Origin of the sequence: Flavobacterium columnare (assembly GCF_014844295.1) — a bacterium.
Lineage (GTDB): Bacteria > Bacteroidota > Bacteroidia > Flavobacteriales > Flavobacteriaceae > Flavobacterium > Flavobacterium columnare.
Genome location: NZ_CP054494.1, coordinates 2,857,294 through 2,883,368, shown reverse-complemented (window position 1 = coordinate 2,883,368; position 26,075 = coordinate 2,857,294). Strand labels below are relative to the sequence as shown.

The window sequence follows — 26,075 nt, the reverse complement described above, 5'->3', positions numbered from 1 at the left end:
GTTACAAAAAAGAAACACACCTCTTTTATTTATCTTAAAAAATTGTTAATATTATGGGCTAATAATAAAACTAATAGGTATGAAAAAAAATTATATTGCATTATTTTCTATACTATCTATGATTTCAAATCTGCAAGCACAAGAAAACGCAAAATTTGAATCTAAGAAAGAACATCAAAAAACATTGCGTATGGATAAAGCGTCTTCTCGTGAAAAAGCTTTAGACGCTATAGAAAAAACGTATGGACTAGGTAAAGAGAATCAATACAAAATTAGCTCAGTAACTTCTGATATTACAGGCCTTACACATCAAAGGCATCAACAATATTACAAAGGATTAAAAGTAGAATTTGGAACTGTTATTACCCATGAAAAAAATGGCTTAGTTGAATTAGTAAATGCAGAACTATATAATGCAAAATCACTAGATTTAACTCCTAAACTTTCAGCTCAGAGGTGTTTTCAATATGCTTTAGATTACGCAAATGCAGAAAAATATTTATGGGAAAATCCAGAACAATCTAAAGTTTTTGAATATGAAAAACCTAAAGGAGAATTAGTCATTTTTCCTGATACTAATTCCGGAAAAATATATCTAGCATACAAATACGATATCTATTCTGTAAAACCTATTTCTAGAAAAGAATATTATATTAATGCTAACACAGGAGCTCTTTTATATACAAATCCTTTAATAAAACACTTCCATAAAAATTTAGTTTCAAAAGATCAAATAAAAAGAACAGGTAAGCAAATAGAAAATATTATTCTTCCTTCAGCATTAGCTTCAGGAAATGCAGCTACTCGTTATAGTGGTAACAGAAGTATAGAAACCACTTTTGATACAAATTTAAACAGATATATTTTATCCGATGCCACAAGAGGAAAAGGTATTGTTACCTATAATTGTGCTAATGGTAATTATGCTAATTCTCATTTTACAGATGATGACAATAACTGGACAGCTGCCGAATTTCACAATGCAGCTAAAGATGATGCCGGCTTAGATGCGCATTGGGGTGCTCTAAAAACGTATGATTTTTGGAAAACTATTTTCAATAGAGACAGTTTTGATAACAAAGGAAGCGTTATAAAAAGCTATGTTAATCTTGATCTAGCCATAGTTGATCCCACAAATAGCTCTAGTGACAATGCCTTTTGGGATGGTCAATTTATGAGCTATGGCAAAGGAACTGATTTAGATGCCTTAACAGCTGTTGATATTTGTGGTCATGAAATAGGACATGCTGTATGTACCTATACAGCCGATTTAGCATATAAAAATCAATCCGGAGCAATGAATGAGGGATTTTCAGATATTTGGGGAGCATGTATTGAACAATATGCTAAAAACGGCAATCTGAATGCAGCAGCTGATACTGCCAGTCCTGGTACATTAAATGTTTGGAAATTAGGAGAAGATATTGGTCCCTCTTTACGATCTATGAGCTACCCTAATACGAAAAGGGCTCCTGATACTTTTTTAGGATTGTATTATGTAGATACACAAGATGATACTGGAGTTACTCCTGAATGTGCTGATCCAAATGAGGCAAATGATCAATGTGGTGTACACACTAATAGCGGTGTTTTAAATCATTGGTTTTACATATTAACGGCTGGTAAATCAGGTACTAACAATGCTAGTTTAGCAAACGGTGGACAAGATGTTTATAATGTTCAAGGAATAGGTATGACTAAAGCAGCACAAATAGCTTATTATGCTGAAAGAGATTATTTAACTCCTAACTCTACTTTTATGGATTGTAGAAATGCAACCATAGCTGTAGCAAATTCTTTATATTGCGCATCAAGTCCAGAAGTACAATCCGTTACTAATGCTTGGTATGCTGTAAATGTTGGAAGCGCATACAATGCTGTTGCCAATGACATTGTTTTAAAATCTTTACAAGGAGGCAATTTAAATGTAAATTGTGGTGCATCCTATAACCCTATAGTTACTTTTGAAAATGGAGGATCTAATATTATTAATGCTGCTACGATAACTTATAATATAGACGGTGGGGCAAGTTCTACCCTAAATTGGAGTGGCAATTTAGCTCAATGCCAACAAGCAACAGAAGCTATAAACATAAATGGGCTGACTCGAGGTTACCACATACTAAATGTTACTACTAACATAACAAATGATGGTTTAACAACTAATAATACCAAATCTATGGTCATCTTAGTAAATGATTCTGGAAATATAGGCTCTATAAACACATTTAATACAGCTAATGACGCTTTAATATCTGTAGATAAAGGAGGAAAAAGCAATACTGTTTGGGAAAGAGGTATCGTGAACAAAACCAATCTATCAGTTACAGCTACTGGTAATTCACCAGGGTATGCTACAAAATTAGTAGGAAACTATCCTGATAAAACTACGTCTTACTTAGTTTCTCAATGTTATAATTTATCAAACTTAACCAATGCAAGGGTAAGTTTTGATATGGCATTTGATCTTGAAAGTAACTGGGATATTATTTATTTTGAATATTCAACCAATAATGGAGCCACTTGGACTCCTCTGGGGGAGATGAATAACACTTGGTATAACAGTTCTAGAATGCCTAATGGTGTGGATTGCTTCAATTGCATTGGAAAACAATGGACTGGCGATTATCATATTGCTCCTTCAGGAGGTAATGGAAACAATGGTAATAAAAGAAATTATAGTCAAAGCCTAACAGAAGTAGGCCCAGCATCAAATGCTATTTTCAGATTTACTTTTATATCAGACGATGCTTCAAATCAAGAAGGAGTCTTCATTGATAATTTTGTTATACAAGGAACTTTAGGAAATGAAATAAATAATTTTGAATACTTTGAAATTTCTCCTAATCCATCGAATGGTAAATTTGATATTACTTTGTCTACAGACCAAGAAGTAAAAGTTAAAATTTTTGATTTAGGTGGTAGAAATGTATTTGAAAGAAAATATGAAGTAAAAGGTTCTGTCTTTAATAATGAGATAGATTTATCTAATATTTCTTCTGGTGTTTACATTTTAAATATAGAAAGTAAAAATAAAAAAGAATCAAGAAGAATTATTATAAATTAATTTTAAAAAATCTCTAAAGAAGGTATCCAAAAAGTAGACAATCTTATCATTTAGCTTTGTTTAATCAATTCTTTCTAATTTACCAAGAAAGTTCAGAATGAACAGATAAAATAAATCAAATAATATATCCATTATTAGGTTTCTTTTTGTCTAAATAAAAACTAAGTGTTAGTTATCTACTTTTGGAAACCTTCTTTTTTATTCTATCTCAGGTATAAAATATTTTCTTACAACAATTCTAAATCGTCAATATAAAAAGGTTTTATAACCTTATTATTTTTTATTTAAATTTGATTTTATTAACTTGTGCAAAATATTATTAACTGTAAATATCCTGCAATATGCAAGAAGAAATGAATGATAACCTGCTAAAAGCAGATGGAAATGATCACAATCTATCGCAATCACATACTCAATTAGCGATAGAAACCATCGAAAACTTAAATGCAGAAGTAAGTGAAGATAATACATTGGAAGATGAACACGAAATTCCAATGAAAGATTATCATACCATGAGTATGGATTTATTAGTAACAGAATTTGAGCAATTGCTTTCTACTGACAAGATTATGGCCATTCGTAATCATGTAGAAGAAATAAAATCTGCTTTTTTATCTAAATACACTCATTTTATTGAAGAAAAAAAAGAAGAATTTTTACATGAAAACCCGATTGAGAATTTTGAATACTATTATCCTACAAAAACAAAATTTGATTCATTATATAATAATTATAAAGACAAAAAAAATACCCACTTCAAGAATTTAGAAGCTAAGTTAAAATCGAATCTTCAAAATAGACTAAATCTAATTGAAGAACTTAAAACATTACTAGCTTCAAATGCTGAAATAAAAGATTTATTGAAGCAATTTAATGACATCCGTGATCGCTGGAAAAATGCGGGGTCAATACCTAAAGACAAATACAACCATGTTTGGAATAACTACCATTTTCATCTAGAAAACTTTTATGATTTATTACATCTAGATAGAGAAGCTCGTGATTTAGAATTTAAACATAATTTAGACAAAAAATTAAAAATTATAGAAAGAGCTAAAGGTCTTTTAGAAGAGTTAGATGTTTTTAAAGCTTTTAGAGAACTTCAATTATTACATAAAGTTTGGAAGGAAGAAATAGGTCCTGTATCTAAAGAAAATAGAGAAGAAATTTGGAAAGCTTTTAGCGAAGTAACGAAACAAATGCACGAAAAACGTGAAGGTTTATTTGAACAACAACGCTTAAAAGAGGAAGAAAATCTAGCCCTAAAAAAAGATATTATAAACCAAATTACTCAAATTACTCAAGAAAAAATAATTATACACTCTTCTTGGCAAGGGCAAATAAACAAAATAGAACAATTAAGAAAAGCTTTTTTTGAAGCAGGCAAAGTACCCACAGAAGTAAATGAGCAAACGTGGGCTGATTTTAAAAATGCTGTTCGAAATTTTAATGCTAGCAAAAACTCTTTTTATAAAGATATCAAAAAGGAACAACAGTCCAATTTAGATAAAAAAAATGCCTTAGTTGCTAAAGCAAAAGAGTTAATGAATAATGACAACTTTGATGAAACTACCCCTATCATGAAAAAAATCCAAGAAGATTGGAAATTAATAGGTCATGTTCCTAAAAAGTTTTCGGATAGTGTTTGGGGAGAATTTAAAGAAGCTTGCAATCACTATTTTGATAGATTAACGGCCTTTAGAAACCAAAATGAGGCTATTGAAATTGTTGCTTTCGATAAGAAAAAAGATTATTTAGAAATTGTAAAGACGTTTACCCTTTCAGGAGATCATAAAAAAGATTTAGAAGCTATAAAGAATCATATAGAAACTTGGAGATCATTTGGTAAAGTACCTTTTTCTAGAAGACATATAGAAGGTAAGTTCAATAAAGTACTCGATGGATTATTTGATCATTTGACATCAAGTAAACGTGAAGCCGAAATGGTACGATTCAATAGCCGTTTAGAACAATTAAGCCAAGAAGGACAACATAAAATAGACGGAGAAAAGATTTTTATTCAACGAAAAATAGAAGAAGTTCAAAACGATATTTTTCAATTAGAAAATAATATTCAATTCTTTTCTAATGCCAAAAAAGATAATCCTATGATTATTGAAGTAAAGAAAAATATTGAACGTAACAGAGAGGAATTAGCTATGTGGAAAGAAAAGTTAAAGCAAATCCACACGCTTTAATTCTATTGAAACGATAAAGAAGTTATACAAAAATAATTTAATATTCATTTTACCCCTCACAACAGGAGAAATCACATGATCAATATTCTGTGATTTCTCCCTATGCTTAACAACCTTAATAGTCTAAATATTTGATAAAATGCTATGAAATATTGTAAAATAGGATATTACCAAAAGTTTATTGAAATTCGTTTCAATAAACTTTTTTGTTTATAAAAAACTCAAAAATGCTGTTTTATATACAAAAGTCTTCAAAATATCCAAAAAGGGATTCCTAAAAGCATACACCTTTTCAACCGAAAAGAAGTCTTTAATCTCTTTTAACCTTCAATTTATCAAGATATTGTCTTAAGAAAGCTTTCATTTTAGCTAAATCATATCCTCACGTTTTCTCTTTGAGGGAACTTACGGGATACATTACAAAAGAACAAGGGTAATAATCAGAAAAGAAAATTCAAAGTTTAAATAACGGTTAATTTATTTTTCCTTTAAAATACCAGTACAAAGTATAAAAATCAATCCGTTTGATTAAAAAAATGAATACTTGAACGACAATATATTGTTTTCTTAACCATTAGAGTTCCGATAATTCTACAAAAAAGGTACTAAAAAGTAGTAACTCAACATCTAATTTATCACCTCGACAACAGGAGAAGCCACATTATCAGTACTATATGATTTCTCCCTTTGTCGGATAATGAATAATTTTAATAATTAAAATTCGCTAAAAAAGTGTTCTTTTTTATCAAAAATATCTTAAATTAATTCTATAAAAATTAGAATTTTATTTGGTTAATATTTTTTTTATCTCATTTTCTAAATCTTCACCAAAAAGATTCGTATCTATAATATTTCCTTTTTCATCAACTAATACTGTTGATGGAATACTTTCTATTTGATACATTTTAGCAATTGGATCCTCCCATTGCTTCAAATTAGAAACATGATTCCAAGTTAATTGATCCTTATTAATGGCTTCTTTCCATTTTGTTAGATCTTTATCTAAAGATACGCTTATAATATTTAATCCTTTTGAATGCCATTTTTTATAAAGAGCCACTACATTTGGATTTTCTTTTCGACAAGGACCACACCAAGAAGCCCAAAAATCGATTAAAGTAACTTTTCCTAAAACCTCTTTTAAACTCAGTGTTTTACCATCAGGTGTTCTAGCACTAAAGTTAGGAGCCTTTTTAGTTACTTTATTTTTTTTTTTGTTCCTGCCATTGCTTTTTCAAAATCTTCTAATTGCTTTTTGATTTTTTTACCAGCGGTCGTTTCTTTTATATCATTTTCTAAAGCATCAAAAGATTTTTTAATCTTAACTATATCTGCATTTGGAGTATTAAAAAGTGTAGGAATTAATAATAATGATATGAATGATTTTGGATTTTCATTAATATACTTAGCCCCAGAAGTAATAAAATCTTCCTGAAATTTAGAAAACTCTGTATTTAATTTTTGCATTGTAACAGAATCATTTACTTTCTGAGCTTCTTCCATTTTTGCCATGTTTTCTTTTTGAAACGACATCATACGCTTAGATATTCCCATCATTTCTGTATTGTACTTAATCAATTCATCGTTATTATAAGTACCTCCAACTTTAGCCAATGGAATGCTGTCTTTATTAATTTTTGCTGTTATATTTCCTTTCTCTAAAATAAAAACGAAACCTCCTTGTTGATTTTCAATAGAAACCATGTGTACTTGCGGTTCTTTTGCTTCACCTTCAAAAACGAATTTACCTTTTTCTATTTTTGCTGTATCAATAGCTACAGGCATACCTGTATTTTCATCTTGTTTTTGTAAAAACACTTTTGTACCATCTTTTAAGCCATTGATTTCTCCTTCAAATTTAAATCCATTACCAATTATACCATTACATGCAATAGATAAGGTTATTAAACTGATTCCTAAAATTTTTTTCATCTGTATGTATTTGTTAATAATATAAAGAACTATAAAATAGTTTTACTAATTTTGAACCACAAAAATAACCTTTTTGTAGTTATATAAATCATTTTTAAGTTTTATTTAAAATTTTGAAGAAAACAAATTCTAAATATTATCCTAAGATAAATTCACTCAAAAAAACTTTTTGTGTATTTACTGAGGTTCCCCATTCATCTGTTTCTTGCTTAACACCTGATTTTATAAGTAAATCAGGCAGCAAATATTTTTATATAGAAAAAGGTATTTATAGATTATCCAATCATTGGGGACGATTTGCAAATTCAAAGTGGCGATTAATAGATCAGGAGTTAGAACCTTCTAAATACAAATTAGGCTTTGCTACTTGGGATAGTTTTTTTCCAGATAATGAAATTGAAAAATTATATTATATCGATTGGGATCTAACACGTAACGAAATTCATTATCTGCATAAACAAACAAAAGATTACAATGGCTGTGCTATTTTAAGAACGAGTAAGGAAACTCAAAAAAGATTAAAAAATGCTCGTAATATTTTAAATCTTACGAATTGGGCAAAATATTTTGATGACGATATTACTATTTTAAGAGAAAAAATAATACATGATTTAATCTATACAGAACTAACCTTAGATGAAATAAAAAAGAAATACCTATGAGTCGTAAAAACGAAGAAAATATTCAAAAATTTAATAATAAACTTAAAAAAAACAAAGAAAAAAAAGAAAGTAAAAAAATTAAAAGAAAATACAAATTAAAAGAAATTATTAATAGTTTTTCTAAAAAAACAGAATCAAATATCATATAATTTATTTCATTTAAAAACAGAAAAAAATTAGGCATTTTTTTCTTACATAATTATCTTTTTATTAAATTTGAGAAAGGAATTGATTCATTCCTGCTTATAATTCTTAAATTCTATTGTCTCTTGTAAACGACATAATAAGTAATAAAAGTAAAATTATGGAGGATTTGGCCCAAAAAAGGACAATAAAAATAATAAGTATTATTTATTTTACTACAGCATTATTCTTTTTAACAAATGAAATCTTTAAAATAAATTCGATATTCTCCTATTTTGGACTATTACGTCTAATATCCTTACAAATACTCTATATATACAGTTCATCAAGGAGAAATTCTCTTTTTATAGGAATTCTTATTTTTGTAACTATAAGCAATTTCTTTTTTCAATATAAAACAAAATCTTTTTTATTTTATGGAATGATTGCTTATTTAATTAATAGATTACTTAGTCTTATATTAGTTTATAAAAGTATAACTAGAAAAGAACCTATTCCCATTGCAATTTCCACAATCCCATTTTTATTCTTTTACTTGTATATTATATTTTTATTTAAAGATTTTTATACCTACAATTTTTTAGTACTTCTATTTAATGGTTTATTAATGTCTTTATTAGGGGGGCTTTCATTATCTAATTATTATTTAGAAAACAAAGATGTTAACAATAAAAATTATTTTTTACTTATAAGTACTATTTCATTTGTAATGCAAAATCTAATATTTATTCTTCAAAAATATTACACTTTAGAACGACTTTTTGAACCTATTAATATTATATTGAACACATTATCTCTCTATATTTTCTATAGATTTATTATTTTAAGCGAAGAGTGTAAGAATAATAAATAAAATTTTATTATTCTTACACTCTATTGATTTTAGAATTAAAAAGATATTATTCTTTTTTATCTTCTAGAGGAACTAAATTAGATTCTTCCTCTATAGTTGTCGTTGAAACGGGACTAGCAGTCGGGTAAGTAGATTTTGGAAAAGCACTATATCTTTCTTCTATTTTAGGCCAATTAATTATACTAAAAAATGTATTAGCGTATTCTCTTTTTCTATTTTGAAATTTTAAATAATACGCATGTTCCCACATATCTAAGCATAATAAGGGAACTCCTTTAATACCTAGTGTTTTCATCTGAGGTGCATCATTATTGGCTGTGGTAATAATTCTTAATTTCCCGTATTTATCCGAAAGCAACCAAGTCCAACCTGAACCATTAATTCTTATAGAGGCTTCTGAAAAACTTTGAATAAACTGATCAAAAGAACCAAAATCTCTATTAATAGCCTCTAATAATTCACCGCTAGGCTGTCCACCAGCTTTTGGGGCAATAGATTCAAAGTAAAAATTATGATTGTATACTGCTCCTGCATAATTACGAACATCAGTATCCGAATAATTTAGGTTTTTAAATATATTTAAGAAATCTAATACTTCATATTTTGTTCCTATAACCGATTTATTTAAAGCATTAACATAGGGCAACAAATATTTTGAATAATGTAGCTCTAAAGTATTAGAATCTATATAAGGTTCTAAAGCTTTGTAATCATAAGTTAAATTGTATAATTGAAAAGATCCTTCATTAGCTTTTAAATCGGACGGTTTGGTATCTCTTTTTTCAACAGCGATTATGGGAGTAGCAGGAACATCTACTACTTCTACCAAGGTATCTTTCTTACAACTTAAAAAAGATAATGCAACCCAACAATTTATGATAACTATTTTTTTTTTATCCATTTATACAACTATTTCATTTACTAAATCAATATAACTTTTTTTAGCTTCCTCAATAGACAAATGGCTTACCTGCATCCAAGCGTTTAATTTAAAAGCATCGCGTACATCCAGATTACTATACTTCATATTAGACATAGAGCCATAACTGGCTTGTTTGTAATAGGCATATAAACGCAACATAATATCCTGAGGAAGAGAGTCCTGTTGCATTTTAGAAACTTTCATGAAAGCCTCCTTAAGTTTAATATCTAATTCTTGATCAAACATTTTAAGCTTGCGCAATAACTGTGTAATTTCCAATTGCTTTTTCTTGTAGTTGTACATTAACCTTAGTTCCTAAAGGTAAATATAAATCTACACGAGAACCAAATTTTATAAATCCTGCATCAGTTCCTTGAGTAGCTAGATCTCCTTCTTTTGCATAATTTACAATTCTTTTTGCTAAGGCTCCTGCAATTTGACGATACATAATTTCTCCAAAAACTTTATTTTGAACGACCACGGAAGTACGTTCATTTTCCGTACTAGCTTTTGGATGCCAAGCTACCAAATATTTTCCTGGATGATATTTGCTGTATTTAACTATTCCAGAAACAGCGTAACGAGTAACATGAACGTTTATTGGAGACATAAATATAGAAACCATCAAACGTTTATCCTTAAAGTATTCTTCTTCGTATACTTCTTCTATGACTACTACTTTACCATCAACAGGAGCTAATATTGTATGTCCGTTAGGTTGTATTGTTCTGTTAGGATTTCTAAAAAATTGTAAAATCATTACATATAAAAATAACACTACTATTTGTACAGTCAAACGTAACCATATAATATCAACTAGAAATTTATCCGCTAAAAACAAGCTGATAATCATTACCAATGAAGCTACTGAAATAATTTTAATTCCTTCTTTATGAAACATATCCTACAATTTTTAATAATAAATAAACAAATGGAGTTGTAAAAATAATACTATCTAGTCTATCTAATATTCCTCCATGACCTGGCATAATATTACCACTATCTTTAACCCCAGCTAAGCGTTTGAATTTTGATTCAACTAAATCACCAATGGTTCCAAAACAACTCGTAAATAAAGCAATCAAAACCCAATATACTAACGGAAACAAATTTACATAATATATCCCAATTATAAAACTTGCCAATATAGCAAAGAGGGCACCTCCTAAAAAACCTTCTATTGTTTTTTTGGGTGATATTTTTTCAAACAACTTCCTTTTTCCAATTTTTTTACCAACTATATAGGCAAATGTGTCATTTGTCCATATTAAAATAAAAATTGCTATAATAATATGAGGATAATGATTATCATTTATTTCACCCAGTTTAGTAATTAGTATGAATGGGATGATAATATAACCTATTAATAGGATCCAATGCAAAGCAGTGATGTTTTTTATTTTATTATTAAATAACCAACTACAAAGAAAAATCAATACCATTAAACTGATGATGGTAAGCATCCAATTGTTAAAAGGATAGTTATTAAAGTAGGTAAAATTAAGATACGAAATGATAGCTAATAAAAAAGCCAGCCATTTGTTCATCCTAACTAAATTTGTAAACTCATTTACTGCTTGCAATAAAAAAAGTCCAAAAAGAATTAAAAAGGATTCTTCTGAATATAGAGTAGCAGACACTAACAAAGCAATATATACAATGCCTGATAATGCACGGACTAATGTTTCGTTCATGCTATAAATCTTCTAATAAAAGTAAATATACATTTTTTGGAGAACTTCCGTAATGAAGAAAATCTTCTTCTTTAACTTTTTCGAAATACTTAATAGTTGTAATATTCGTTGGATAATTAGTGGTATATCGTTTTTTAATTTCCCTCAATCCATCACTTTTACCTGGAACCATCTGGCTGGTGGCTCCTATTACTACTATACTATCTGGCAGTTCGTTAATTTTATTATGTTTTATTTGACTAGAAGAAAACATAATAGAACCGTCTTCTGCAATAAGTCCTTCACAAGTTGCTAATAAAAATTTAGGCCTTGTAGTATTCAGATAGGTTATATTATTAGAATCTAGCATTCCAAATAATTTTGATTCCAAGCAAATAGCCTCTGATTCGAACCAATCATTCTCTTCTAAAATATTTTCAAATTGTTCATTTAATTCTGCTAAATTTTCACAGTATAAGAATTTGCCTCCATTCTTTTTAAAATTCAAGGTGAACAACTCATCTACTGGTAAATTAACATTTACTTCTTGAAAAGGATTATATTCACTTTCATTAGCTTCTTGAGAAGCATCATTACTTGACCCAAAAATTTTCCTAAAAATACTCATATATTACTTACAAATAGAAGTAGTTGATTTAATTGGCAAAGTTAAAAAAAACTCAATCTAATTTTAACATAAGATTGAGTTTTTTAAAGTTTTTATTAACTAAGTTTTAAACAATTTCTTCCTGTAAAGGTTTATCATACGGACGTTTTCCAAAAATTTGCTCTAAATCGTCCTTAAAGATTACTTCTTTTTCTATTAAAATATCTGCCAAGTGCTCTAACTTTTCTTTGTTTTCTTGCAGAATATGAATAGCGCGTTGATATTGTTTTTCAATAATAGCCGATATTTCTTTATCTATTGTCAAAGCTGTTTCTTCTGAATACGGTTTAGAAAAATTATAATCGGATTGTCCTGAAGAATCATAATAAGTTACATTACCTAATGTTTCATTTAATCCATATATAGTAACCATAGCACGTGCTTGTTTTGTTACTTTTTCTAAATCACTTAAAGCTCCTGTAGAAATCATATCAAAAACTACTTTTTCAGCAGCGCGACCTCCCATTGTGGCGCACATTTCGTCTAACATCTGATGCGGTCTAACGATTTGTCTTTCTTCTGGCAGGTACCAAGCGGCTCCTAAACTTTGTCCTCTAGGTACAATAGTTACTTTTACAAGTGGTGCTGCATGTTCTAACATCCAACTCACTGTAGCATGTCCAGCCTCATGAATTGCTATTGCTCTTTTTTCTTCTACTGTAATTATTTTATTTTTCTTTTCGAGTCCTCCTACAATTCGATCTACTGCATCTAAAAAGTCTTGTTTGTCTACTGCAGATTTGTTGTTTCTAGCTGCAATCAGAGCGGCTTCATTACACACATTAGCTATATCCGCTCCTGAAAATCCTGGTGTTTGTTTTGACAAAAAGTCAGTATCTAAACCTTCTACCTTTTTTAAAGGTTTTAAATGTACTTCAAAAATTTCTTTACGTTCACGAATGTCTGGTAAATCAACATAAATTTGTCTATCAAAACGTCCCGCACGCATTAAAGCTTTGTCCAACACGTCTGCACGGTTGGTAGCAGCTAGTACAATTACACTGGTATCTGTTCCGAATCCATCCATTTCGGTCAAAAGCTGATTTAATGTGTTTTCACGCTCATCATTAGATCCTGAAAAATTGCTTTTTCCTCTTGCTCGACCCACCGCATCTATTTCATCAATAAAAATAATTGCTGGTGACTTTTCTTTGGCTTGTTTGAACAAATCACGAACTCTAGATGCCCCTACTCCTACAAACATTTCTACAAAATCAGAACCAGAAAGGGAAAAGAATGGAACTTTAGCTTCCCCTGCTACTGCTTTTGCTAACAATGTTTTACCTGTACCTGGAGGCCCAACTAATAAAGCTCCTTTAGGTATCTTACCTCCTAAATCCGTATATTTTTTTGGGTTTTTTAAAAATTCTACAATTTCTTGAATTTCTTCTTTAGCTCCTTCTAATCCTGCTACGTCCTTGAAAGTAACTTTTACATCTGTTTTTTCATCAAAAAGTTTAGCTTTTGATCGTCCTATATTAAAAATCTGTCCTCCGCCTCCTGAGCCTCCTCCAGACATACGACGCATCATAAAAATCCAAAATCCAATCAAGATAAAAATAGGTAATAACTGAATCATAAAATCAGTCCATCCACCTGATGTCTTGTATTCGTATTGAGAAAGTTTTTTTGCTAATTTAGCTTCTTTTAAATCTTTAGAAAAACTACCATCTTCGCCACTAATTTCGAAAGAATAATGAGGACCTACATTTTTACCTCCTAATAGATCTTCTTTGGGTAACTTTGTATGAGCTTCTTTTGCTAAAGCAGTTTCTTTTAAATAAACCGTAACAAAACGATCATTATCTACTTCTACTTTATCTACATCTCCTGCTTCTAAAAACTCATAAAACTTAGAAACATTTGTTTTAGTGGGTTCAATCCAACGAGATTGTCCTGATAAATACATCCCTATAAATACCGTTCCTATTAAAACGTATATCCACCAAGGATTAAATTTAAAATTATTTTGCTTATTTTCTTTTGACATAGATACTCTAACAATTAATATTTATTTTCGATTGATGTAATTTTAGCATCTCCCCAAAGACTTTCTATGTTGTAATATTCTCTGATGTGTTTTTGGAAAACATGAACAACTATGTGAACATAGTCCATTAATACCCATTCTCCGTTATCAGTTCCTTCTACATGCCAAGGTTTTTCTTTGAGTTCTTTTGAAACAGCCTTTTGAACTGAATTTACAATTGCATTAACTTGTGTATTCGAGGTACCATTGCAAATCACAAAATAATCACAAACTGTATTTTCTAATTCTCTAAGATCTAAAATATCTATATCATTCCCTTTTACGTCTTCAATACCTTTAATGATATTTGCTAATAAAATATCGTTTCCTACTTCTTTGTTCGCCATTTATCTTTAATAATTATTTTTCGCAAAGTTATTCTTTTTTGTCTTTATTTTGAAAGATAAAAATATAGATACTTAATTTTTACTATTTCAAATCACATTACATGAAGTTAATCAAACTCAATGCCATAGATTCTACAAATGATTTTTTAAAAAAACTTTCACAAAATCAGAGCCTTGAAAATTTCACAGTAGTTACAGCTAAGAGCCAATGGAAAGGCAAAGGACAAATGGGAAGTAGCTGGAACACAGAAAAAGATAAAAACCTAATAACCAGTATATTGATAAACAAAATAACAGATCATAACATTACTATTTTTGACCTTAATATAACTGTTGCTGTAACTATTAAAGAGGCTCTTGAAAAATATCAAATTCCTGACTTACACATAAAATGGCCAAACGACATTATGTCAGGAAATAAAAAAATTTCAGGTATATTAATAGAAAATAATTTTAAAGAAAATCAACAGGTAGAATCCATTATAGGAATTGGCCTAAATGTAAATCAAGAGAATTTTAGTAATTTACCTAAAGCATCTTCATTAAAACGTATAACTGACAAGGAATATAATGTAGAAGAAATATTATTTACTATCTTAGATATATTAAAAATAAATCTAGAAAAGTTAAAAAAGGATGGGAAAATAGAATTATGGAAAAATTATCATACCTATTTATTTAAAATTCATAAACCTGCTGTATTTGAAGATCAAAAAAATAAAAAATTTATGGGCATTATTCAAAAAGTAAATTATGATGGTTTACTTGAAATTATGATGGAAGATGATACTATTCAGACTTTTGGAATCAAGGAAATTACAATGCTTTATTAACGGAATAAGAGAATAAAAAAATGCTTTATCTAAAAATTGATTAAAGCATTTTAAATTATTTTATAGAAAGCAAAAGTTTAAATACTTTTTTCATCCAAGGCTAAGTCAGACTGTGTTTTACCATGATTAGCCGGTTGACCAAAACTGTCCAAATTAACCATCGTAATAGAATCTACTGTAATAATAGTAGCTTTTGTCATTACATTCTTAACCTCACATTTCATTGTAATAGAGGTACTTCCAAATTTAATAACATCTAATCCTATTTCTATAATATCGCCTTGTCGAGCAGAACTCATAAAGTTTATTTCAGACATAAACTTCGTTACAATTTTATTATTTTTTAAAATAACTATTGAATAAAGTGCTGCTTCGTCATCTATCCAAGATAACAATTTTCCTCCAAAAAGAGTTCCATTTGCGTTTAAATCTTCTGGTCTAACCCATTTGTGTGTCTTATATCTCATGCCTAATTTTATTAAGAACAAATTTACATATTTCTAGAAGATCAAATATTAATTCCTATAGCTATTTATTTTAAAACCTTTATCATTGACTTTATTAGCTTTTTTGTTTTTTATTTTTCTATTGACATTATTCAAAAGTGTACTAAAAACATTGGGTTTTTAACAGAATTTTATTAGCGTTTTTTTGAGAGTAAATTCTTAATAATAAATTTTTTACTATATTTAATAAAAAATAGAAGATGGAAACTCGCGATAATAAACTTTTACTTTTAAAAGGAGAGCCTTTAGGGAATATAAGTGTTGAATCTTCATCAGAAGAATTGTTTCAAAATATGACAATTCGTCCTATACTAAAACTACAGAATGATTTATTTATTCAAGTTTTCATTAATTATGCTATTAAACAAAAGAATGTTTTTTTTACTCTTTCTGTGGAAAAAAAATTAACTTATATCGAAAATGCCCTACAAAAAGATATTAAGTTTAGAAATTCTCTAAAAGGAATGGTAATTGGCTTATTTACCCTTGATGACTATACGGAATATACAAAAAACTCATCAAACTTAAACAAAAGGATGATAAATTTAATAATTGAACGATTAAAAAACAATATTCAATTATTAATTATTTAGATTTTAAATTGCTTATATTACAACATCAAATTCAAGAGGAAGTTGGCTCTGCTGAGGAGCAACCAACCAGCAATAGGTTTTATAATTATAGATAGTTAAGAGGATAGACTAAAAATCTATCCTCTTTTAAATTATCGGTAAATAGTCTTATTTTCTTTAGCTAGCTTGGTTTCTAGTGCTTCTATACGCTTTTGTTGTTCTATGATATAAAGAGTTAACTCTTCTATTTTTTGTAATAACAAATTGGTCATTTCTCCTATTTGAAAGCCTTTTTCTTGAATTTCTTTAGCAGATGGGATATTAGGTAAATGGTTGTTTTCTTTAGTATATTTTTCAATTTCTGCCAGAGTAGGCATTTTATAATCAGCTTTTAAAATAGATTTTCCGTTATAATATTTTTCAAAAACATAATCTGCAGGTATTTTTTGATCAATACGTACCTCTTGTGCATGAATACTCCCTTTTACCGCAAGCATTTCATCTGGATTATTGGTACCAATTTCTATCTTTTTAAAAATTGCTGTCCCATTAACATCTAATTTTGCTGCAGGAATATTTGTTCCAATACCAATATTTCCATCAGAAGTTACTCGCATTCTTTCCTGATTAAATAAAGTATGAAATATTAAGTTTCCATCATTTCCATGAGTATACATTTCTACATCATTAGAAGTTCTTTTTAAACCATGCGAACTATTTCCTAAAAATAAACTTCCCCCTGTTCCATTTTCATTTCCAGACATAATTCCTCCTATAACCTTTAATCTTTCAGTAGGAGAATTGGTACCAATTCCTATTTTTTTATTAGGTAAAAAGGTCATATACGTATTATCCCAACTTTACCTATAAAAGTGTACGACAAGTCTAAATTTCCATTTAAAGCATTTCCATACGAACCAAATGCCGTTGATATAGGTTTTCCATATTCACCAATCCAAAATGCCCTAGCCCATCCTCCTGTATAATTTTTAGCATACGTATCTACATCTAAGACAACTCCATATACAGGGCCTTCTAGTCCTATCTTAACATTATTAATAGTTTGTTGTCCTCTTATATTTTCAAATCCTGACAACAAAATGCTTACTATTAAAATCTTAAATCCTTTCATTTTATTTTTTATAATTTAATTATGCAACCGTTATTGTTTATAATTATTAAAATCTTTATACTCTATATCTATATTGATTAAGCCATAAAAATCATATTGAATAAATTCACTTAGTTTTAAACCATTCAAGTACAGTGCTTGTTAGAATTATTAAACCATATTCTCTAACATTCTTTTATCATCATTTTTTATTTTATCATCTACATTATTTCTTATAGAATTTTACAACTACAAAAATAATAAAAGTTAATCTCCTAATTCTATTGCTTTTGAATTAGCTCTTTGAATAGCTCTATTAATGATCATATTCAAATTATTTTCATTAAAAAGCAGAATAGCTTGTTCTGTAGTTCCTCCTTTTGAAGCTACTTTTTTAATTAATTCATCATTAGACAATCCAAGAGATGCTTTTAGACTTACCGCTCCTAAAAAAGTTTGATGCACTAACAATTCTGCCTCTGCATCAGAAAATCCTAATTCTCTTGCCGCTTGTATCATAGCATTCATAAAATAAAAAACATAAGCGGGTCCGCTACCTGACACGGCTGTTGCTGGATTTAACATTCCTTCATTTTCTACATAAATAGATTTTCCTGTAGTATTGATTAAATTTTGAATGATAAATAACTCTTTTTTATCGATTGTATCTGATGCTGAAAAAACAGTCATCCCCTGCCCTATCTGAGTTCCTAAATTAGGCATAGAACGAACAATCTTATTTACTTGTAATAAAGTAGCTATTTTTTGAATTGAAACACCTGCCATTACGGATAGGACAATTATTTGTTTATTTAATTTATCACGTAAAACCTTTGCTACTTTCTCAAATTCTTGTGGTTTTACAGCTAATATAAGAATATCTATTTCTTCAGTAAAAGGAAAATGATCTGTAGAAAAATTATTTAAAGGAATTAAAAAACAATCTTCTCTTTTTGGCAATGTACGTGTATAAACAAATATATCTTCTTTTCTTATAAAATGGGATTTAACAAAACTTCCAGCAAAAGTTTTACCTAAATTCCCATAGCCTACTATTGCTATTTTCATCTTTTATTATTTTAAAATTGGGGAAAATATTTTTTAAAGTGGATGTCTAAAAAGTAGTATCTTAAGGTATACAGAAGAAGTCACACTATGTAATTTGCTTGACCTATTCACTTCATTCGAGCCTCCTTTTGTTTTAAATGAAAAGATTGTAAACTATTAGTATATTTTCTTTAAAAAATATCTAAACTTCCTTTTCCTTCACGAATTACTTCTGGCTCTAAACCTGATAAATCTATTACGGTAGAAGCATGATTATCACCATAACCGCCATCAATAACCAAATCAACAATATTTTGCCATTTTTCAAAAATTAATTCAGGATCTGTGGTATATTCAATAATTTCATCTTCATCATGAATTGAAGTAGAAACAATAGGATTTCCCAATTGTTTTACAATTTCAATAGCTATTGAATTATCAGGTACACGAATCCCTACAGTAGTTCTTTTTTTAAATTCTTTGGGTAGATTATTATTGCCCGGCAAAATAAAAGTATAGGGCCCAGGTAAAGCTCTTTTTAAAATTTTAAAAGTAGAGGTATCTATTTGTTTGATATAATCAGATATATGACTTAAATCACTACAAACAAATGAAAAGTTTGCTTTTTCAAGTTTAACTCCTTTTATTTTAGCTATTCGTTCTAGAGCTTTGGTATTAGTTATGTCACATCCTAAACCATAAACGGTATCTGTAGGATAAATTATAAGGCCTCCTTCTCGTAGTATCTTAATAACTTTTGCTATTTCTTTTTCATTTGGATTTTGAGGATAAATTTTTAGAAATTGAGCCATATCGTTCTAATTAGTATTGTCAATTTAGTGAGCTTATAAAAGCCTAAGTTGGGTTAAATTTACTTCTTTTTAGTTTCTATAAAAAATAAAATAGAATATTAATTTGTTTAAATTTTTATTTTCAAAAAAAGGCTATCCTAAAGCTTCCTTTGTCTAAGAAACCTTTATAAAAAAACGATCTTCAATAGGCACTCCCGAATAGTTTAGTAATAAAAAGGCTGTCCAAAAAAGTTTTGAACAACCTCTTCACTAATCTTATTAAGCTGTATTATTCTTCTTTTTGTCCCATCATCATTAAGTAAGCTTTTAAAAACGAATCTAAATTACCATTCATCACACCATCTACGTCACTAGTTTCGTATTGTGTTCGAACGTCTTTGATTAATTTATAAGGGTGCATAACATAATTTCTGATTTGGGATCCCCATTCAATTTTCATTTTACTGGCTTCAATATCAGCTCTTTGTTCAAGACGTTTTTTCAATTCAATTTCATATAATTGCGAACGTAACATTTGCATAGCTCTTTCTCGATTATCATGCTGTGAACGAGTTTCAGAACATTGAATTTGAATACCTGTAGGCTTATGTAATAATTGAACTTTTGTTTCTACTTTATTCACATTTTGTCCTCCCGCACCACTTGAACGTGCTGTAGTGATTTCAATATCAGCCGAGCTAATTTCAATTTCAATTGTATCATCTACCAAAGGATACACATAAACTGAAGCAAAAGAGGTATGCCGTTTTGCATTGCTATCAAATGGAGAGATACGAACCAAACGATGAACACCGTTTTCACCTTTGAGGTATCCAAAAGCAAATTCGCCTTCAAATTCTAAAGTAACCGTCTTAATTCCTGCTACATCTCCTTCTTGAAAATTCAGTTCTTTTACTTTATATCCGTTTTTTTCTCCCCACATTAAGTACATACGCATGAGCATACTAGCCCAATCACAACTTTCTGTTCCTCCAGCTCCAGCTGTAATTTGCAATACGGCACTCATTGCATCACCTTCATCAGAAAGCATATTACGAAATTCTATAGTTTCTATATGTTCTATAGTTTGAAAATAAAGATCGTCTAATTCTTCTTCTGTAAATTCACCTTCTTTATAAAAATCAAATGCTATTTGAAGTTCATCTGCAAATTCAACAGCTTTATTATAATCTTCAACCCATTTTTTTTTAGAACGCAAATTTCTTACAATGCCTTCTGCTTCTTTGGCATTATTCCAAAAATCAGGAGCAAATGTTTTTTCTTCCTCATTTGTAATTTCAATCATTTTGGCATCTATGTCAAAGATACCTCCTCAACGCTCCTAGGCGTTCTATAATACCTTTAATTTGATCGGCATTTGTCATAATAAATTTCTATTTTTGGAGTTTTTAAAAAAAATTAAAATACTATTTTTGTATTTACTTGGAACATTATCTGTAACTATACAGAATCCTTTCCTAAGCAAAAGTACCAATCCTTTTATAATTATGGAAATAAATTTGGTAAGTGATACCGTTACAAAACCTACACAAGAGATGCTACATGCTATGTCTAATGCTAAAGTGGGTGATGATGTATATAAACAAGACCCAACAGTTAATGCTCTAGAAAGTAAAGTTGCTAACCTATTCGGGATGGAAGCTGCTTTATTTTTCCCATCTGGTACTATGGCTAATCAAACAGCTCTTAAATTAAATACACAACCAGGAGATGAAATTATTTGCGATCGGTGGTCACATATTTACCTATACGAAGGCGGAGGAACTGCGTTTAATAGTGGCTGTTCTTTAAGTTTAATTGAAGGACATAGAGGAATGATAAATGTAGATCAAGTACGAAAAGCTATTAATGATCCTGAGTTTTATCATGCTCCAAAAACAAGTCTTGTAAGTATAGAAAATACAACTAATAAAGGAGGGGGAGCCTGTTATGATATTCAAACTTTAAAGGAAATAAAACAAGTTTGTATTCAAAATAATCTCAAATATCATTTAGATGGTGCTCGTATTTGGAATGCTTTAGTGGCTACAGGACAATCTCCTAGACAATTTGGAGAATTGTTTGACACAATATCCGTTTGTCTTTCAAAAGGATTAGGAGCTCCTGTAGGATCTCTATTGATTTCTGATGAAAAAACCATAAAAAGAGCTCTTCGCATTCGTAAAATATTTGGTGGAGGTATGCGCCAATCAGGTTATCTAGCTGCCGCAGGTATTTATGCTTTAGATAATCATCTTGAACGATTAAAAATAGATCATAAAAGAGCACAAGAACTGGCCTTTATTTTAAATCAGCTCCCTTGGGTGGCTTCTGTGGAACCAGTAGAAACAAATATTGTGATTTTTACTATTCACCCCTATTTAGATGAAAGAATGATTCTTGAGAAGCTAAAAAGTAGAGCTATACATATAAGCTCAATGGGACAAGGAAAATTACGAATGGTAACTCATTTAGATTATCGTCAAGTCATGCATGAATATGTTTTAGATATACTTCCAAAAGTTGCTATGTAATTTCTAAAAAAGAATCTATAGGTTAAGTATTTTAAATACTTTCAATTCGTCGTTTTATTAGATTGTGAAATAAAATTTCAATTTTAGTGTAAAATAATATTGAAATAAAATTTATAAGTATAAAAGTTATCCAATAATTAAAATACTTATGAAAAAAATCATAAAAAATACCTAGATGAATCAAGTAAAAAGCGTAAGAGCTTTTGCCTAAAATTTGTATTATTTGAGTTGAAAGAAGCTTTTCAATAATAGTTTTTTCTGTAATTAAACCTATAAAAAGTGGAGTAAAAGCAAATAATGGAAAAAAAATAGTATTTATAATTTTACCAAGTAAAAGATCATTACCATATAATCCCTCCCCTGGTTTTAAATATACTAATCCCAAAAGACCAATGGAAGTAAATAAAATTCCAAGATAAGTCATATTGATAGTAAAAAAAACTTTATTATTCTTTTTTAGAAATAAGGCTAGATATATTCCCGAAAAAAATTCGAAAGATCGACCAAAAAAAGTAAAATCTAACATAAAGTTTATATCATTTCTATAAAATATTAGTCCTAAGATCATAAAAATAATAGGTAAAAAATAAATAGAGAATCTTTTTTTCTTAATAAAGATAAAAAAGAAAGGCGCTAATAAATAAAAAAATTCCTCTACTGTTAACGACCAAGTCTGAGCAATTCCTGTAAATTTTAAATTATTAAAAAAACCCTTTATAAAGGTTATATTTGTAAGCTTCCCCAAAAACAGCTACGATTAAAAGTATAATTTTTTAATTTTAGCAATATGAAAAAAAGTAAATTTACTGAGACACAAATCATCAAAATTATCTCAGAACAAGACAAGGGCAAAACGGTCAATGAAATTTGTCGTGAATTTGGTATAAGTCAGCCCACTTTTTATCAATGGAAAAGTAAATATTCTGGCATTGAACCCAATCAGCTCAAACAATTAAAAGAGCTTGAAAAAGAATTGAGCCAGTATAAAAAAAATGTTGCCGAACTCACTTTGCAAAACACCGTTTTAAAAGATGTAATCAAAAAAAAGCTTTAATGCCTGCCGAAGCGCGAGCTTGTTATCTATGTTGGGAAGCGATTTAAAATGAGCTTTCGTCAGGCTTGTAAGCTGTTTCGTACAAGTACTTCTGTGTTTTATTATAAGTCCAAACGAAAAAATTGCGACCTTCAAATTTCCGAAGAGTTATTAAAATTGGCTGAATCTCATCGTACTTGGGGTTTTTGGATGATGTATAACCGTTTGAGAAATTTAGATTATCTATGGAATCATAAACGAGTTTATAGGATTTATACAGAAATGCGGCTAAATTTAAGATGTAAGCGTAAAAAAAGAATTCCCGCAAGAATAAAGGAACCTTTGCTCAGACCAATTCAACCTAATATCACTTGGAGTATTGATTTTATGCAGGATACGCTACAAGATGGGAGGAAAATTCGTTCTCTTAATGTCATAGATGATTTTAATAGGGAAGCATTAATGGTTACTGTCAACAACAGCTTGCCTGCTCAAAGGGTGATTAATGAATTAGACAATTTAATCCAATGGAGGGGTAAACCAGAGCGAATTCGTGTAGATAATGGTCCCGAATTTATTGCACAAAAGATGAAGGATTGGTGCCAAAATAATCAAATAGAATTAACCTATATTCAACCTGGAAAACCTACCCAAAACAGTTTGATTTAGCGTTTTAATAGAACATTTCGACAGGAAGTATTGGATTGTTATATGTTTGAATCAACCCGCCAAATGCAGAATTATGTAAACGCATGGATATGGATTTATAATAATGAAAGACCTCATTCTGGGCTGAATTATATGACGCCTATAGGGTTCTTGTTGAAATCTGGGAAACTCAACTTTGAAACCGCCGAAGAGTTTCCCACATTTCAACAAGAGAAATTTAAAATTATTGATTGGAATTCTTTAGTTTTGAATGTAGCTAATTGAGGGAAGTTTACATATTCAGTAAGTATAATTTTATATTGAGTGTATTAGTTTTATAATAAATGTATAAAAAAGTAAACGTAGTTAAAATAAAAAAACTTGGATAAATTCTTGAAAATCTATTAATAAAATAAATTTTCAATTTATTTTTTGATCATAATATCTGTTTGCAATTAAAAATCCACTTAAAAAAAAGAACAATGTGACACCAATGTGCATTTCAGTAAAACAATCATATAAAAAAGGAAATGATGTTCTTGTTGAAACGGGATTAAAATGATGAAAAAAAACCATACTGGCAGCAACAAAGCGTACTCCAGTTAAACTAGGATAATACTCTTTCATTAGTAATCTTATTTGTTTTTACTTTAGTTAAAAGAGGGTCTGAAAGATTACAATCTTGTCATTTAGACCAAAGGGAGGCTCGAACAAAGTGAAGATACGAAGCAAATCACCATAGCAATATGACTTCTCCCTTTGTTCGAAGGGAAAACTAGACGTTAAGTTACTACTTTTTGCCTCCCATCTTTTTATTTTGAATAACTCTTTTAACGTGAATAATTAGGAGCTTCTTTTGTAATGGTTACATTATGAGGATGACTTTCACTTATACCACTCGAAGTAATTCTAATAAATCTCCCTTTTTCTTGTAATTCTTCTATAGTAGCAGCACCACAATATCCCATTCCTGCACGTAATCCTCCTATAAATTGAAGCATACTTTCATTTAATTCTCCTTTATAAGGTACTCTTCCTACAATTCCTTCCGGAACTAATTTTTTTACATCGTCTTCAACATCTTGAAAATAACGATCTTTAGAACCTTCTTTCATAGCTTCTACGGATCCCATTCCTCTATAAGATTTGAATTTTCTACCTTCAAAGATAATAGTTTCTCCAGGAGATTCTTTGGTTCCTGCTAATAAAGATCCTAACATAACTGTAGAGGCTCCTGCTGCTATTGCTTTAGGAATATCTCCTGTATAACGAACACCTCCATCTGCTATAACAGGAACACCACTATCTTTTAGTGCAGCTGCTACTTCTAAAACAGCAGAAAATTGAGGAAAACCAACGCCTGCCACGACTCTAGTAGTACAGATAGAACCTGGTCCAATACCAACTTTAACAGCATCAGCTCCATTTTCAACTAAATACAATGCAGCTTCTGGTGTTGCAATATTTCCGACTACTACATCGAGTTCTGGAAATTTATTTTTTACTTGCTTTAATACTTCAACTACTCCTTTAGTATGACCATGTGCTGTATCTATAATAACCGCATCAACACCTGCATTTACTAAGGCTTCTGCTCTTTCTAGAGCATCTGTTGTAACGCCTAAAGCTGCAGCTACTCGTAAACGTCCGTATTTGTCTTTATTAGCATTTGGTTTTTGAGTAAGTTTTGTAATATCTCTGAAAGTAATAAGGCCTACTAGCTCGTTTTCAGCATTAACAACGGGTAATTTTTCTATTTTATTACCTTGTAAAATTTCTTCTGCCTTTTCCAAAGTTGTTCCTTCAGGAGCTGTAACCAAATTAGTTGAAGTCATTACTTCAGTAATACTTCTTAGATTATTTTTTTCGAAACGTAAATCTCTATTAGTAACAATTCCTTTTAATTTTTTATTTTGGTCAACCACAGGTATTCCGCCAATTCCGTATTCTCTCATCGCACTTTTGGCATCTCCTACATTTGCTTCAAGATTTAATACTACAGGATCAATAATCATTCCACTTTCAGCTCTTTTTACCTTACGTACTTCTGCTGCTTGTTGCTGGATTGACATATTTTTGTGTAAAACTCCTATTCCTCCTTCTTGTGCCATAGCTATAGCCATTGCACTTTCTGTAACAGTATCCATTGCAGCGGAAACAACAGGTAAATTTAAAGTAATATTTTTAGTGAATTTTGTTTGGATACTTACTTCTCTTGGAAGTACTTGTGAGTAGTTAGGAATAAGCAATACATCATCGTAAGTTAGTCCTTCACCGATAATTTTAGTTGTGTGTGCGTTCATTGCAATTTACGATTAAATTGCGAACAAATATAGGAAATTAACTGTAAATTTTAGCAATTTAATTTAAATTTAATACTAAAATTTACTGATTTTCATATTTTTTAAACAAAAAAAAGTGCCCGAAAAGTGTATAAATATAATTTAAAGAGGATTTAATGAATTAAAAAATCGATCATGTATTTATTATGAGACTTTCCTTAGAC

At 29.6% G+C, this 26,075-nt stretch carries 27 protein-coding genes and 1 pseudogene; 10 read left to right on the top strand and 18 right to left on the bottom strand.

Annotated elements, in window-relative coordinates; translation table 11 throughout:
- The first annotated feature begins 79 nt into the window (after positions 1 to 79).
- Both HUE53_RS12675 and HUE53_RS12670 read left to right on the top strand, forming a co-directional pair.
- A complete protein-coding gene (locus HUE53_RS12675; RefSeq protein ID WP_192188554.1) occupies positions 80 to 3,067 on the top strand; it encodes a M4 family metallopeptidase in 2,988 nt (995 codons plus the stop codon).
- Positions 3,068 to 3,408: 341 nt separating this feature from the next.
- Positions 3,409 to 5,265 carry a DUF349 domain-containing protein gene (locus HUE53_RS12670; protein ID WP_014164536.1) on the top strand — a complete coding sequence of 619 codons (1,857 nt, stop codon included), beginning with the start codon at positions 3,409 to 3,411 and terminating at the stop codon, positions 5,263 to 5,265.
- Between the two features lie 784 nt (positions 5,266 to 6,049).
- On the opposite strand, the gene HUE53_RS12665 is transcribed toward HUE53_RS12670, so the two are convergent.
- Both HUE53_RS12665 and HUE53_RS12660 read right to left on the bottom strand, forming a co-directional pair.
- Positions 6,050 to 6,415 carry a TlpA family protein disulfide reductase gene (locus tag HUE53_RS12665; protein ID WP_225556221.1) on the bottom strand — a complete coding sequence of 122 codons (366 nt, stop codon included), beginning with the start codon at positions 6,413 to 6,415 and terminating at the stop codon, positions 6,050 to 6,052.
- Positions 6,416 to 6,462: 47 nt separating this feature from the next.
- Entirely contained in the window at positions 6,463 to 7,197 is a 735-nt protein-coding gene (locus HUE53_RS12660) for a DUF4369 domain-containing protein (RefSeq protein ID WP_014164534.1), read from the bottom strand.
- A 113-nt stretch (positions 7,198 to 7,310) separates the two neighbouring features.
- On the opposite strand from HUE53_RS12660, the gene HUE53_RS12655 reads away from it, so the two are divergent.
- Entirely contained in the window at positions 7,311 to 7,859 is a 549-nt protein-coding gene (locus tag HUE53_RS12655) for a hypothetical protein (RefSeq protein ID WP_014164533.1), read from the top strand.
- Positions 7,856 to 8,008: a hypothetical protein gene (locus HUE53_RS12650; RefSeq protein ID WP_099046418.1), complete on the top strand. Its 153-nt coding sequence runs from the start codon at positions 7,856 to 7,858 to the stop codon at positions 8,006 to 8,008. The genes HUE53_RS12655 and HUE53_RS12650 overlap by 4 nt, the downstream gene beginning before the upstream one ends.
- 894 nt (positions 8,009 to 8,902) lie before the next feature.
- Here HUE53_RS12650 and HUE53_RS12645 read toward each other — a convergent pair.
- The 7 genes from HUE53_RS12645 to rsfS all read right to left on the bottom strand — a co-directional run bounded on the left by HUE53_RS12645 (position 8,903) and on the right by rsfS (position 14,494).
- On the bottom strand, positions 8,903 to 9,757 hold the full coding sequence (locus tag HUE53_RS12645; RefSeq protein WP_192188553.1) for a superoxide dismutase: 855 nt from the start codon (positions 9,755 to 9,757) through the stop codon (positions 8,903 to 8,905).
- Positions 9,758 to 10,024 (bottom strand): acyl-CoA-binding protein, encoded by a 267-nt coding sequence (locus HUE53_RS12640; RefSeq protein ID WP_192188552.1) that lies wholly within the window; start codon positions 10,022 to 10,024, stop codon positions 9,758 to 9,760.
- A gap of 1 nt (position 10,025) precedes the next feature.
- Positions 10,026 to 10,679 (bottom strand): phosphatidylserine decarboxylase family protein, encoded by a 654-nt coding sequence (locus HUE53_RS12635; protein ID WP_192188551.1) that lies wholly within the window; start codon positions 10,677 to 10,679, stop codon positions 10,026 to 10,028.
- Positions 10,669 to 11,472: a phosphatidate cytidylyltransferase gene (locus tag HUE53_RS12630; protein ID WP_014164528.1), complete on the bottom strand. Its 804-nt coding sequence runs from the start codon at positions 11,470 to 11,472 to the stop codon at positions 10,669 to 10,671. Before HUE53_RS12630 ends, HUE53_RS12635 begins: the two co-directional genes overlap by 11 nt.
- A gap of 1 nt (position 11,473) precedes the next feature.
- A complete protein-coding gene (locus tag HUE53_RS12625; RefSeq protein WP_014164527.1) occupies positions 11,474 to 12,079 on the bottom strand; it encodes an LUD domain-containing protein in 606 nt (201 codons plus the stop codon).
- A gap of 106 nt (positions 12,080 to 12,185) precedes the next feature.
- Positions 12,186 to 14,108: an ATP-dependent zinc metalloprotease FtsH gene (gene ftsH / locus HUE53_RS12620; RefSeq protein WP_065213603.1), complete on the bottom strand. Its 1,923-nt coding sequence runs from the start codon at positions 14,106 to 14,108 to the stop codon at positions 12,186 to 12,188.
- Between the two features lie 14 nt (positions 14,109 to 14,122).
- Positions 14,123 to 14,494, bottom strand: coding sequence for a ribosome silencing factor (gene rsfS, locus HUE53_RS12615; RefSeq protein ID WP_014164525.1), 372 nt, complete (start codon positions 14,492 to 14,494; stop codon positions 14,123 to 14,125).
- A 101-nt stretch (positions 14,495 to 14,595) separates the two neighbouring features.
- Here rsfS and HUE53_RS12610 point away from each other — a divergent pair, with 101 nt between their 5' ends.
- The gene (locus HUE53_RS12610) at positions 14,596 to 15,327 is read left to right on the top strand and encodes a biotin--[acetyl-CoA-carboxylase] ligase (RefSeq protein WP_014164524.1); all 732 of its coding nucleotides are present in this window, start codon (positions 14,596 to 14,598) and stop codon (positions 15,325 to 15,327) included.
- A 77-nt stretch (positions 15,328 to 15,404) separates the two neighbouring features.
- On the opposite strand, the gene HUE53_RS12605 is transcribed toward HUE53_RS12610, so the two are convergent.
- Positions 15,405 to 15,794, bottom strand: a complete 390-nt coding sequence (locus HUE53_RS12605; protein WP_065213602.1) for an acyl-CoA thioesterase — start codon at positions 15,792 to 15,794, stop codon at positions 15,405 to 15,407.
- 239 nt (positions 15,795 to 16,033) lie between these two features.
- On the opposite strand from HUE53_RS12605, the gene HUE53_RS12600 reads away from it, so the two are divergent.
- A complete protein-coding gene (locus HUE53_RS12600; RefSeq protein WP_138425024.1) occupies positions 16,034 to 16,426 on the top strand; it encodes a glyoxalase in 393 nt (130 codons plus the stop codon).
- 131 nt (positions 16,427 to 16,557) lie between these two features.
- Here HUE53_RS12600 and HUE53_RS12595 read toward each other — a convergent pair whose 3' ends face one another.
- The 5 genes from HUE53_RS12595 to prfB all read right to left on the bottom strand — a co-directional run bounded on the left by HUE53_RS12595 (position 16,558) and on the right by prfB (position 20,739).
- Entirely contained in the window at positions 16,558 to 17,247 is a 690-nt protein-coding gene (locus HUE53_RS12595) for a hypothetical protein (protein ID WP_192188550.1), read from the bottom strand.
- Entirely contained in the window at positions 17,244 to 17,537 is a 294-nt protein-coding gene (locus tag HUE53_RS12590; protein ID WP_107317805.1) for a hypothetical protein, read from the bottom strand. Before HUE53_RS12590 ends, HUE53_RS12595 begins: the two co-directional genes overlap by 4 nt.
- 246 nt (positions 17,538 to 17,783) lie before the next feature.
- Positions 17,784 to 18,584, bottom strand: coding sequence for a pyrroline-5-carboxylate reductase (gene proC / locus HUE53_RS12585; RefSeq protein WP_077225300.1), 801 nt, complete (start codon positions 18,582 to 18,584; stop codon positions 17,784 to 17,786).
- A gap of 170 nt (positions 18,585 to 18,754) precedes the next feature.
- Positions 18,755 to 19,375: an L-threonylcarbamoyladenylate synthase gene (locus HUE53_RS12580; RefSeq protein WP_014164517.1), complete on the bottom strand. Its 621-nt coding sequence runs from the start codon at positions 19,373 to 19,375 to the stop codon at positions 18,755 to 18,757.
- 268 nt (positions 19,376 to 19,643) lie between these two features.
- Positions 19,644 to 20,739, bottom strand: a protein-coding gene (prfB, locus tag HUE53_RS12575) for a peptide chain release factor 2 (RefSeq protein WP_123906691.1) whose coding sequence is annotated in 2 segments (ribosomal slippage) — positions 19,644 to 20,675 and positions 20,677 to 20,739 — 1,095 coding nt in all. Because the reading frame shifts where the segments join, the coding sequence is not laid out codon by codon here.
- A gap of 123 nt (positions 20,740 to 20,862) precedes the next feature.
- Between prfB and HUE53_RS12570 the strand changes: the two genes are divergently transcribed.
- Positions 20,863 to 21,888 (top strand): threonine aldolase family protein, encoded by a 1,026-nt coding sequence (locus HUE53_RS12570; RefSeq protein WP_065213957.1) that lies wholly within the window; start codon positions 20,863 to 20,865, stop codon positions 21,886 to 21,888.
- A gap of 31 nt (positions 21,889 to 21,919) precedes the next feature.
- On the opposite strand, the gene HUE53_RS14550 is transcribed toward HUE53_RS12570, so the two are convergent.
- A complete protein-coding gene (locus HUE53_RS14550) occupies positions 21,920 to 22,633 on the bottom strand; it encodes an acyltransferase family protein (RefSeq protein WP_065213597.1) in 714 nt (237 codons plus the stop codon).
- Positions 22,634 to 22,675: 42 nt separating this feature from the next.
- Here HUE53_RS14550 and HUE53_RS12560 point away from each other — a divergent pair, with 42 nt between their 5' ends.
- The 3 genes and pseudogenes from HUE53_RS12560 to HUE53_RS12550 form a co-directional block, all read left to right on the top strand.
- Positions 22,676 to 22,942 carry a transposase gene (locus tag HUE53_RS12560; RefSeq protein WP_065213596.1) on the top strand — a complete coding sequence of 89 codons (267 nt, stop codon included), beginning with the start codon at positions 22,676 to 22,678 and terminating at the stop codon, positions 22,940 to 22,942.
- A gap of 48 nt (positions 22,943 to 22,990) precedes the next feature.
- Positions 22,991 to 23,590 (top strand): DDE-type integrase/transposase/recombinase, encoded by a 600-nt coding sequence (locus tag HUE53_RS12555; RefSeq protein WP_192188549.1) that lies wholly within the window; start codon positions 22,991 to 22,993, stop codon positions 23,588 to 23,590.
- Between the two features lie 12 nt (positions 23,591 to 23,602).
- Positions 23,603 to 23,854, top strand: a pseudogene (locus HUE53_RS12550) (integrase core domain-containing protein); the annotation flags it as partial.
- Between the two features lie 135 nt (positions 23,855 to 23,989).
- Here the strand turns inward: HUE53_RS12550 and HUE53_RS12545 are convergent.
- Positions 23,990 to 24,196: an acyltransferase family protein gene (locus tag HUE53_RS12545; RefSeq protein ID WP_192188547.1), complete on the bottom strand. Its 207-nt coding sequence runs from the start codon at positions 24,194 to 24,196 to the stop codon at positions 23,990 to 23,992.
- A gap of 203 nt (positions 24,197 to 24,399) precedes the next feature.
- The gene (gene guaB / locus HUE53_RS12540; protein WP_065213593.1) at positions 24,400 to 25,872 is read right to left on the bottom strand and encodes an IMP dehydrogenase; all 1,473 of its coding nucleotides are present in this window, start codon (positions 25,870 to 25,872) and stop codon (positions 24,400 to 24,402) included.
- Positions 25,873 to 26,075: the final 203 nt, after the last annotated feature.

Coding starts and splice junctions, on each gene's coding strand:
- HUE53_RS12670 (WP_014164536.1), top strand. CDS start 3,409: ATGCAAGAAGAAATGAATGATAACCTGCTAAAAGCAGATGGAAATGAT.
- HUE53_RS12645 (WP_192188553.1), bottom strand. CDS start 9,757: ATGGATAAAAAAAAAATAGTTATCATAAATTGTTGGGTTGCATTATCT.
- HUE53_RS12595 (WP_192188550.1), bottom strand. CDS start 17,247: ATGACCTTTTTACCTAATAAAAAAATAGGAATTGGTACCAATTCTCCT.
- HUE53_RS12610 (WP_014164524.1), top strand. CDS start 14,596: ATGAAGTTAATCAAACTCAATGCCATAGATTCTACAAATGATTTTTTA.
- proC (WP_077225300.1), bottom strand. CDS start 18,584: ATGAAAATAGCAATAGTAGGCTATGGGAATTTAGGTAAAACTTTTGCT.
- rsfS (WP_014164525.1), bottom strand. CDS start 14,494: ATGGCGAACAAAGAAGTAGGAAACGATATTTTATTAGCAAATATCATT.
- HUE53_RS12560 (WP_065213596.1), top strand. CDS start 22,676: ATGAAAAAAAGTAAATTTACTGAGACACAAATCATCAAAATTATCTCA.
- HUE53_RS12590 (WP_107317805.1), bottom strand. CDS start 17,537: ATGAAAGGATTTAAGATTTTAATAGTAAGCATTTTGTTGTCAGGATTT.
- HUE53_RS12675 (WP_192188554.1), top strand. CDS start 80: ATGAAAAAAAATTATATTGCATTATTTTCTATACTATCTATGATTTCA.
- HUE53_RS12570 (WP_065213957.1), top strand. CDS start 20,863: ATGGAAATAAATTTGGTAAGTGATACCGTTACAAAACCTACACAAGAG.
- HUE53_RS12630 (WP_014164528.1), bottom strand. CDS start 11,472: ATGAACGAAACATTAGTCCGTGCATTATCAGGCATTGTATATATTGCT.
- ftsH (WP_065213603.1), bottom strand. CDS start 14,108: ATGTCAAAAGAAAATAAGCAAAATAATTTTAAATTTAATCCTTGGTGG.
- HUE53_RS12635 (WP_192188551.1), bottom strand. CDS start 10,679: ATGTTTCATAAAGAAGGAATTAAAATTATTTCAGTAGCTTCATTGGTA.
- HUE53_RS12555 (WP_192188549.1), top strand. CDS start 22,991: ATGAGCTTTCGTCAGGCTTGTAAGCTGTTTCGTACAAGTACTTCTGTG.
- HUE53_RS12650 (WP_099046418.1), top strand. CDS start 7,856: ATGAGTCGTAAAAACGAAGAAAATATTCAAAAATTTAATAATAAACTT.
- HUE53_RS12600 (WP_138425024.1), top strand. CDS start 16,034: ATGGAAACTCGCGATAATAAACTTTTACTTTTAAAAGGAGAGCCTTTA.
- HUE53_RS12545 (WP_192188547.1), bottom strand. CDS start 24,196: ATGAAAGAGTATTATCCTAGTTTAACTGGAGTACGCTTTGTTGCTGCC.
- HUE53_RS12640 (WP_192188552.1), bottom strand. CDS start 10,024: ATGTTTGATCAAGAATTAGATATTAAACTTAAGGAGGCTTTCATGAAA.
- HUE53_RS12625 (WP_014164527.1), bottom strand. CDS start 12,079: ATGAGTATTTTTAGGAAAATTTTTGGGTCAAGTAATGATGCTTCTCAA.
- HUE53_RS12605 (WP_065213602.1), bottom strand. CDS start 15,794: ATGAGATATAAGACACACAAATGGGTTAGACCAGAAGATTTAAACGCA.
- HUE53_RS12580 (WP_014164517.1), bottom strand. CDS start 19,375: ATGGCTCAATTTCTAAAAATTTATCCTCAAAATCCAAATGAAAAAGAA.
- guaB (WP_065213593.1), bottom strand. CDS start 25,872: ATGAACGCACACACAACTAAAATTATCGGTGAAGGACTAACTTACGAT.
- HUE53_RS12660 (WP_014164534.1), bottom strand. CDS start 7,197: ATGAAAAAAATTTTAGGAATCAGTTTAATAACCTTATCTATTGCATGT.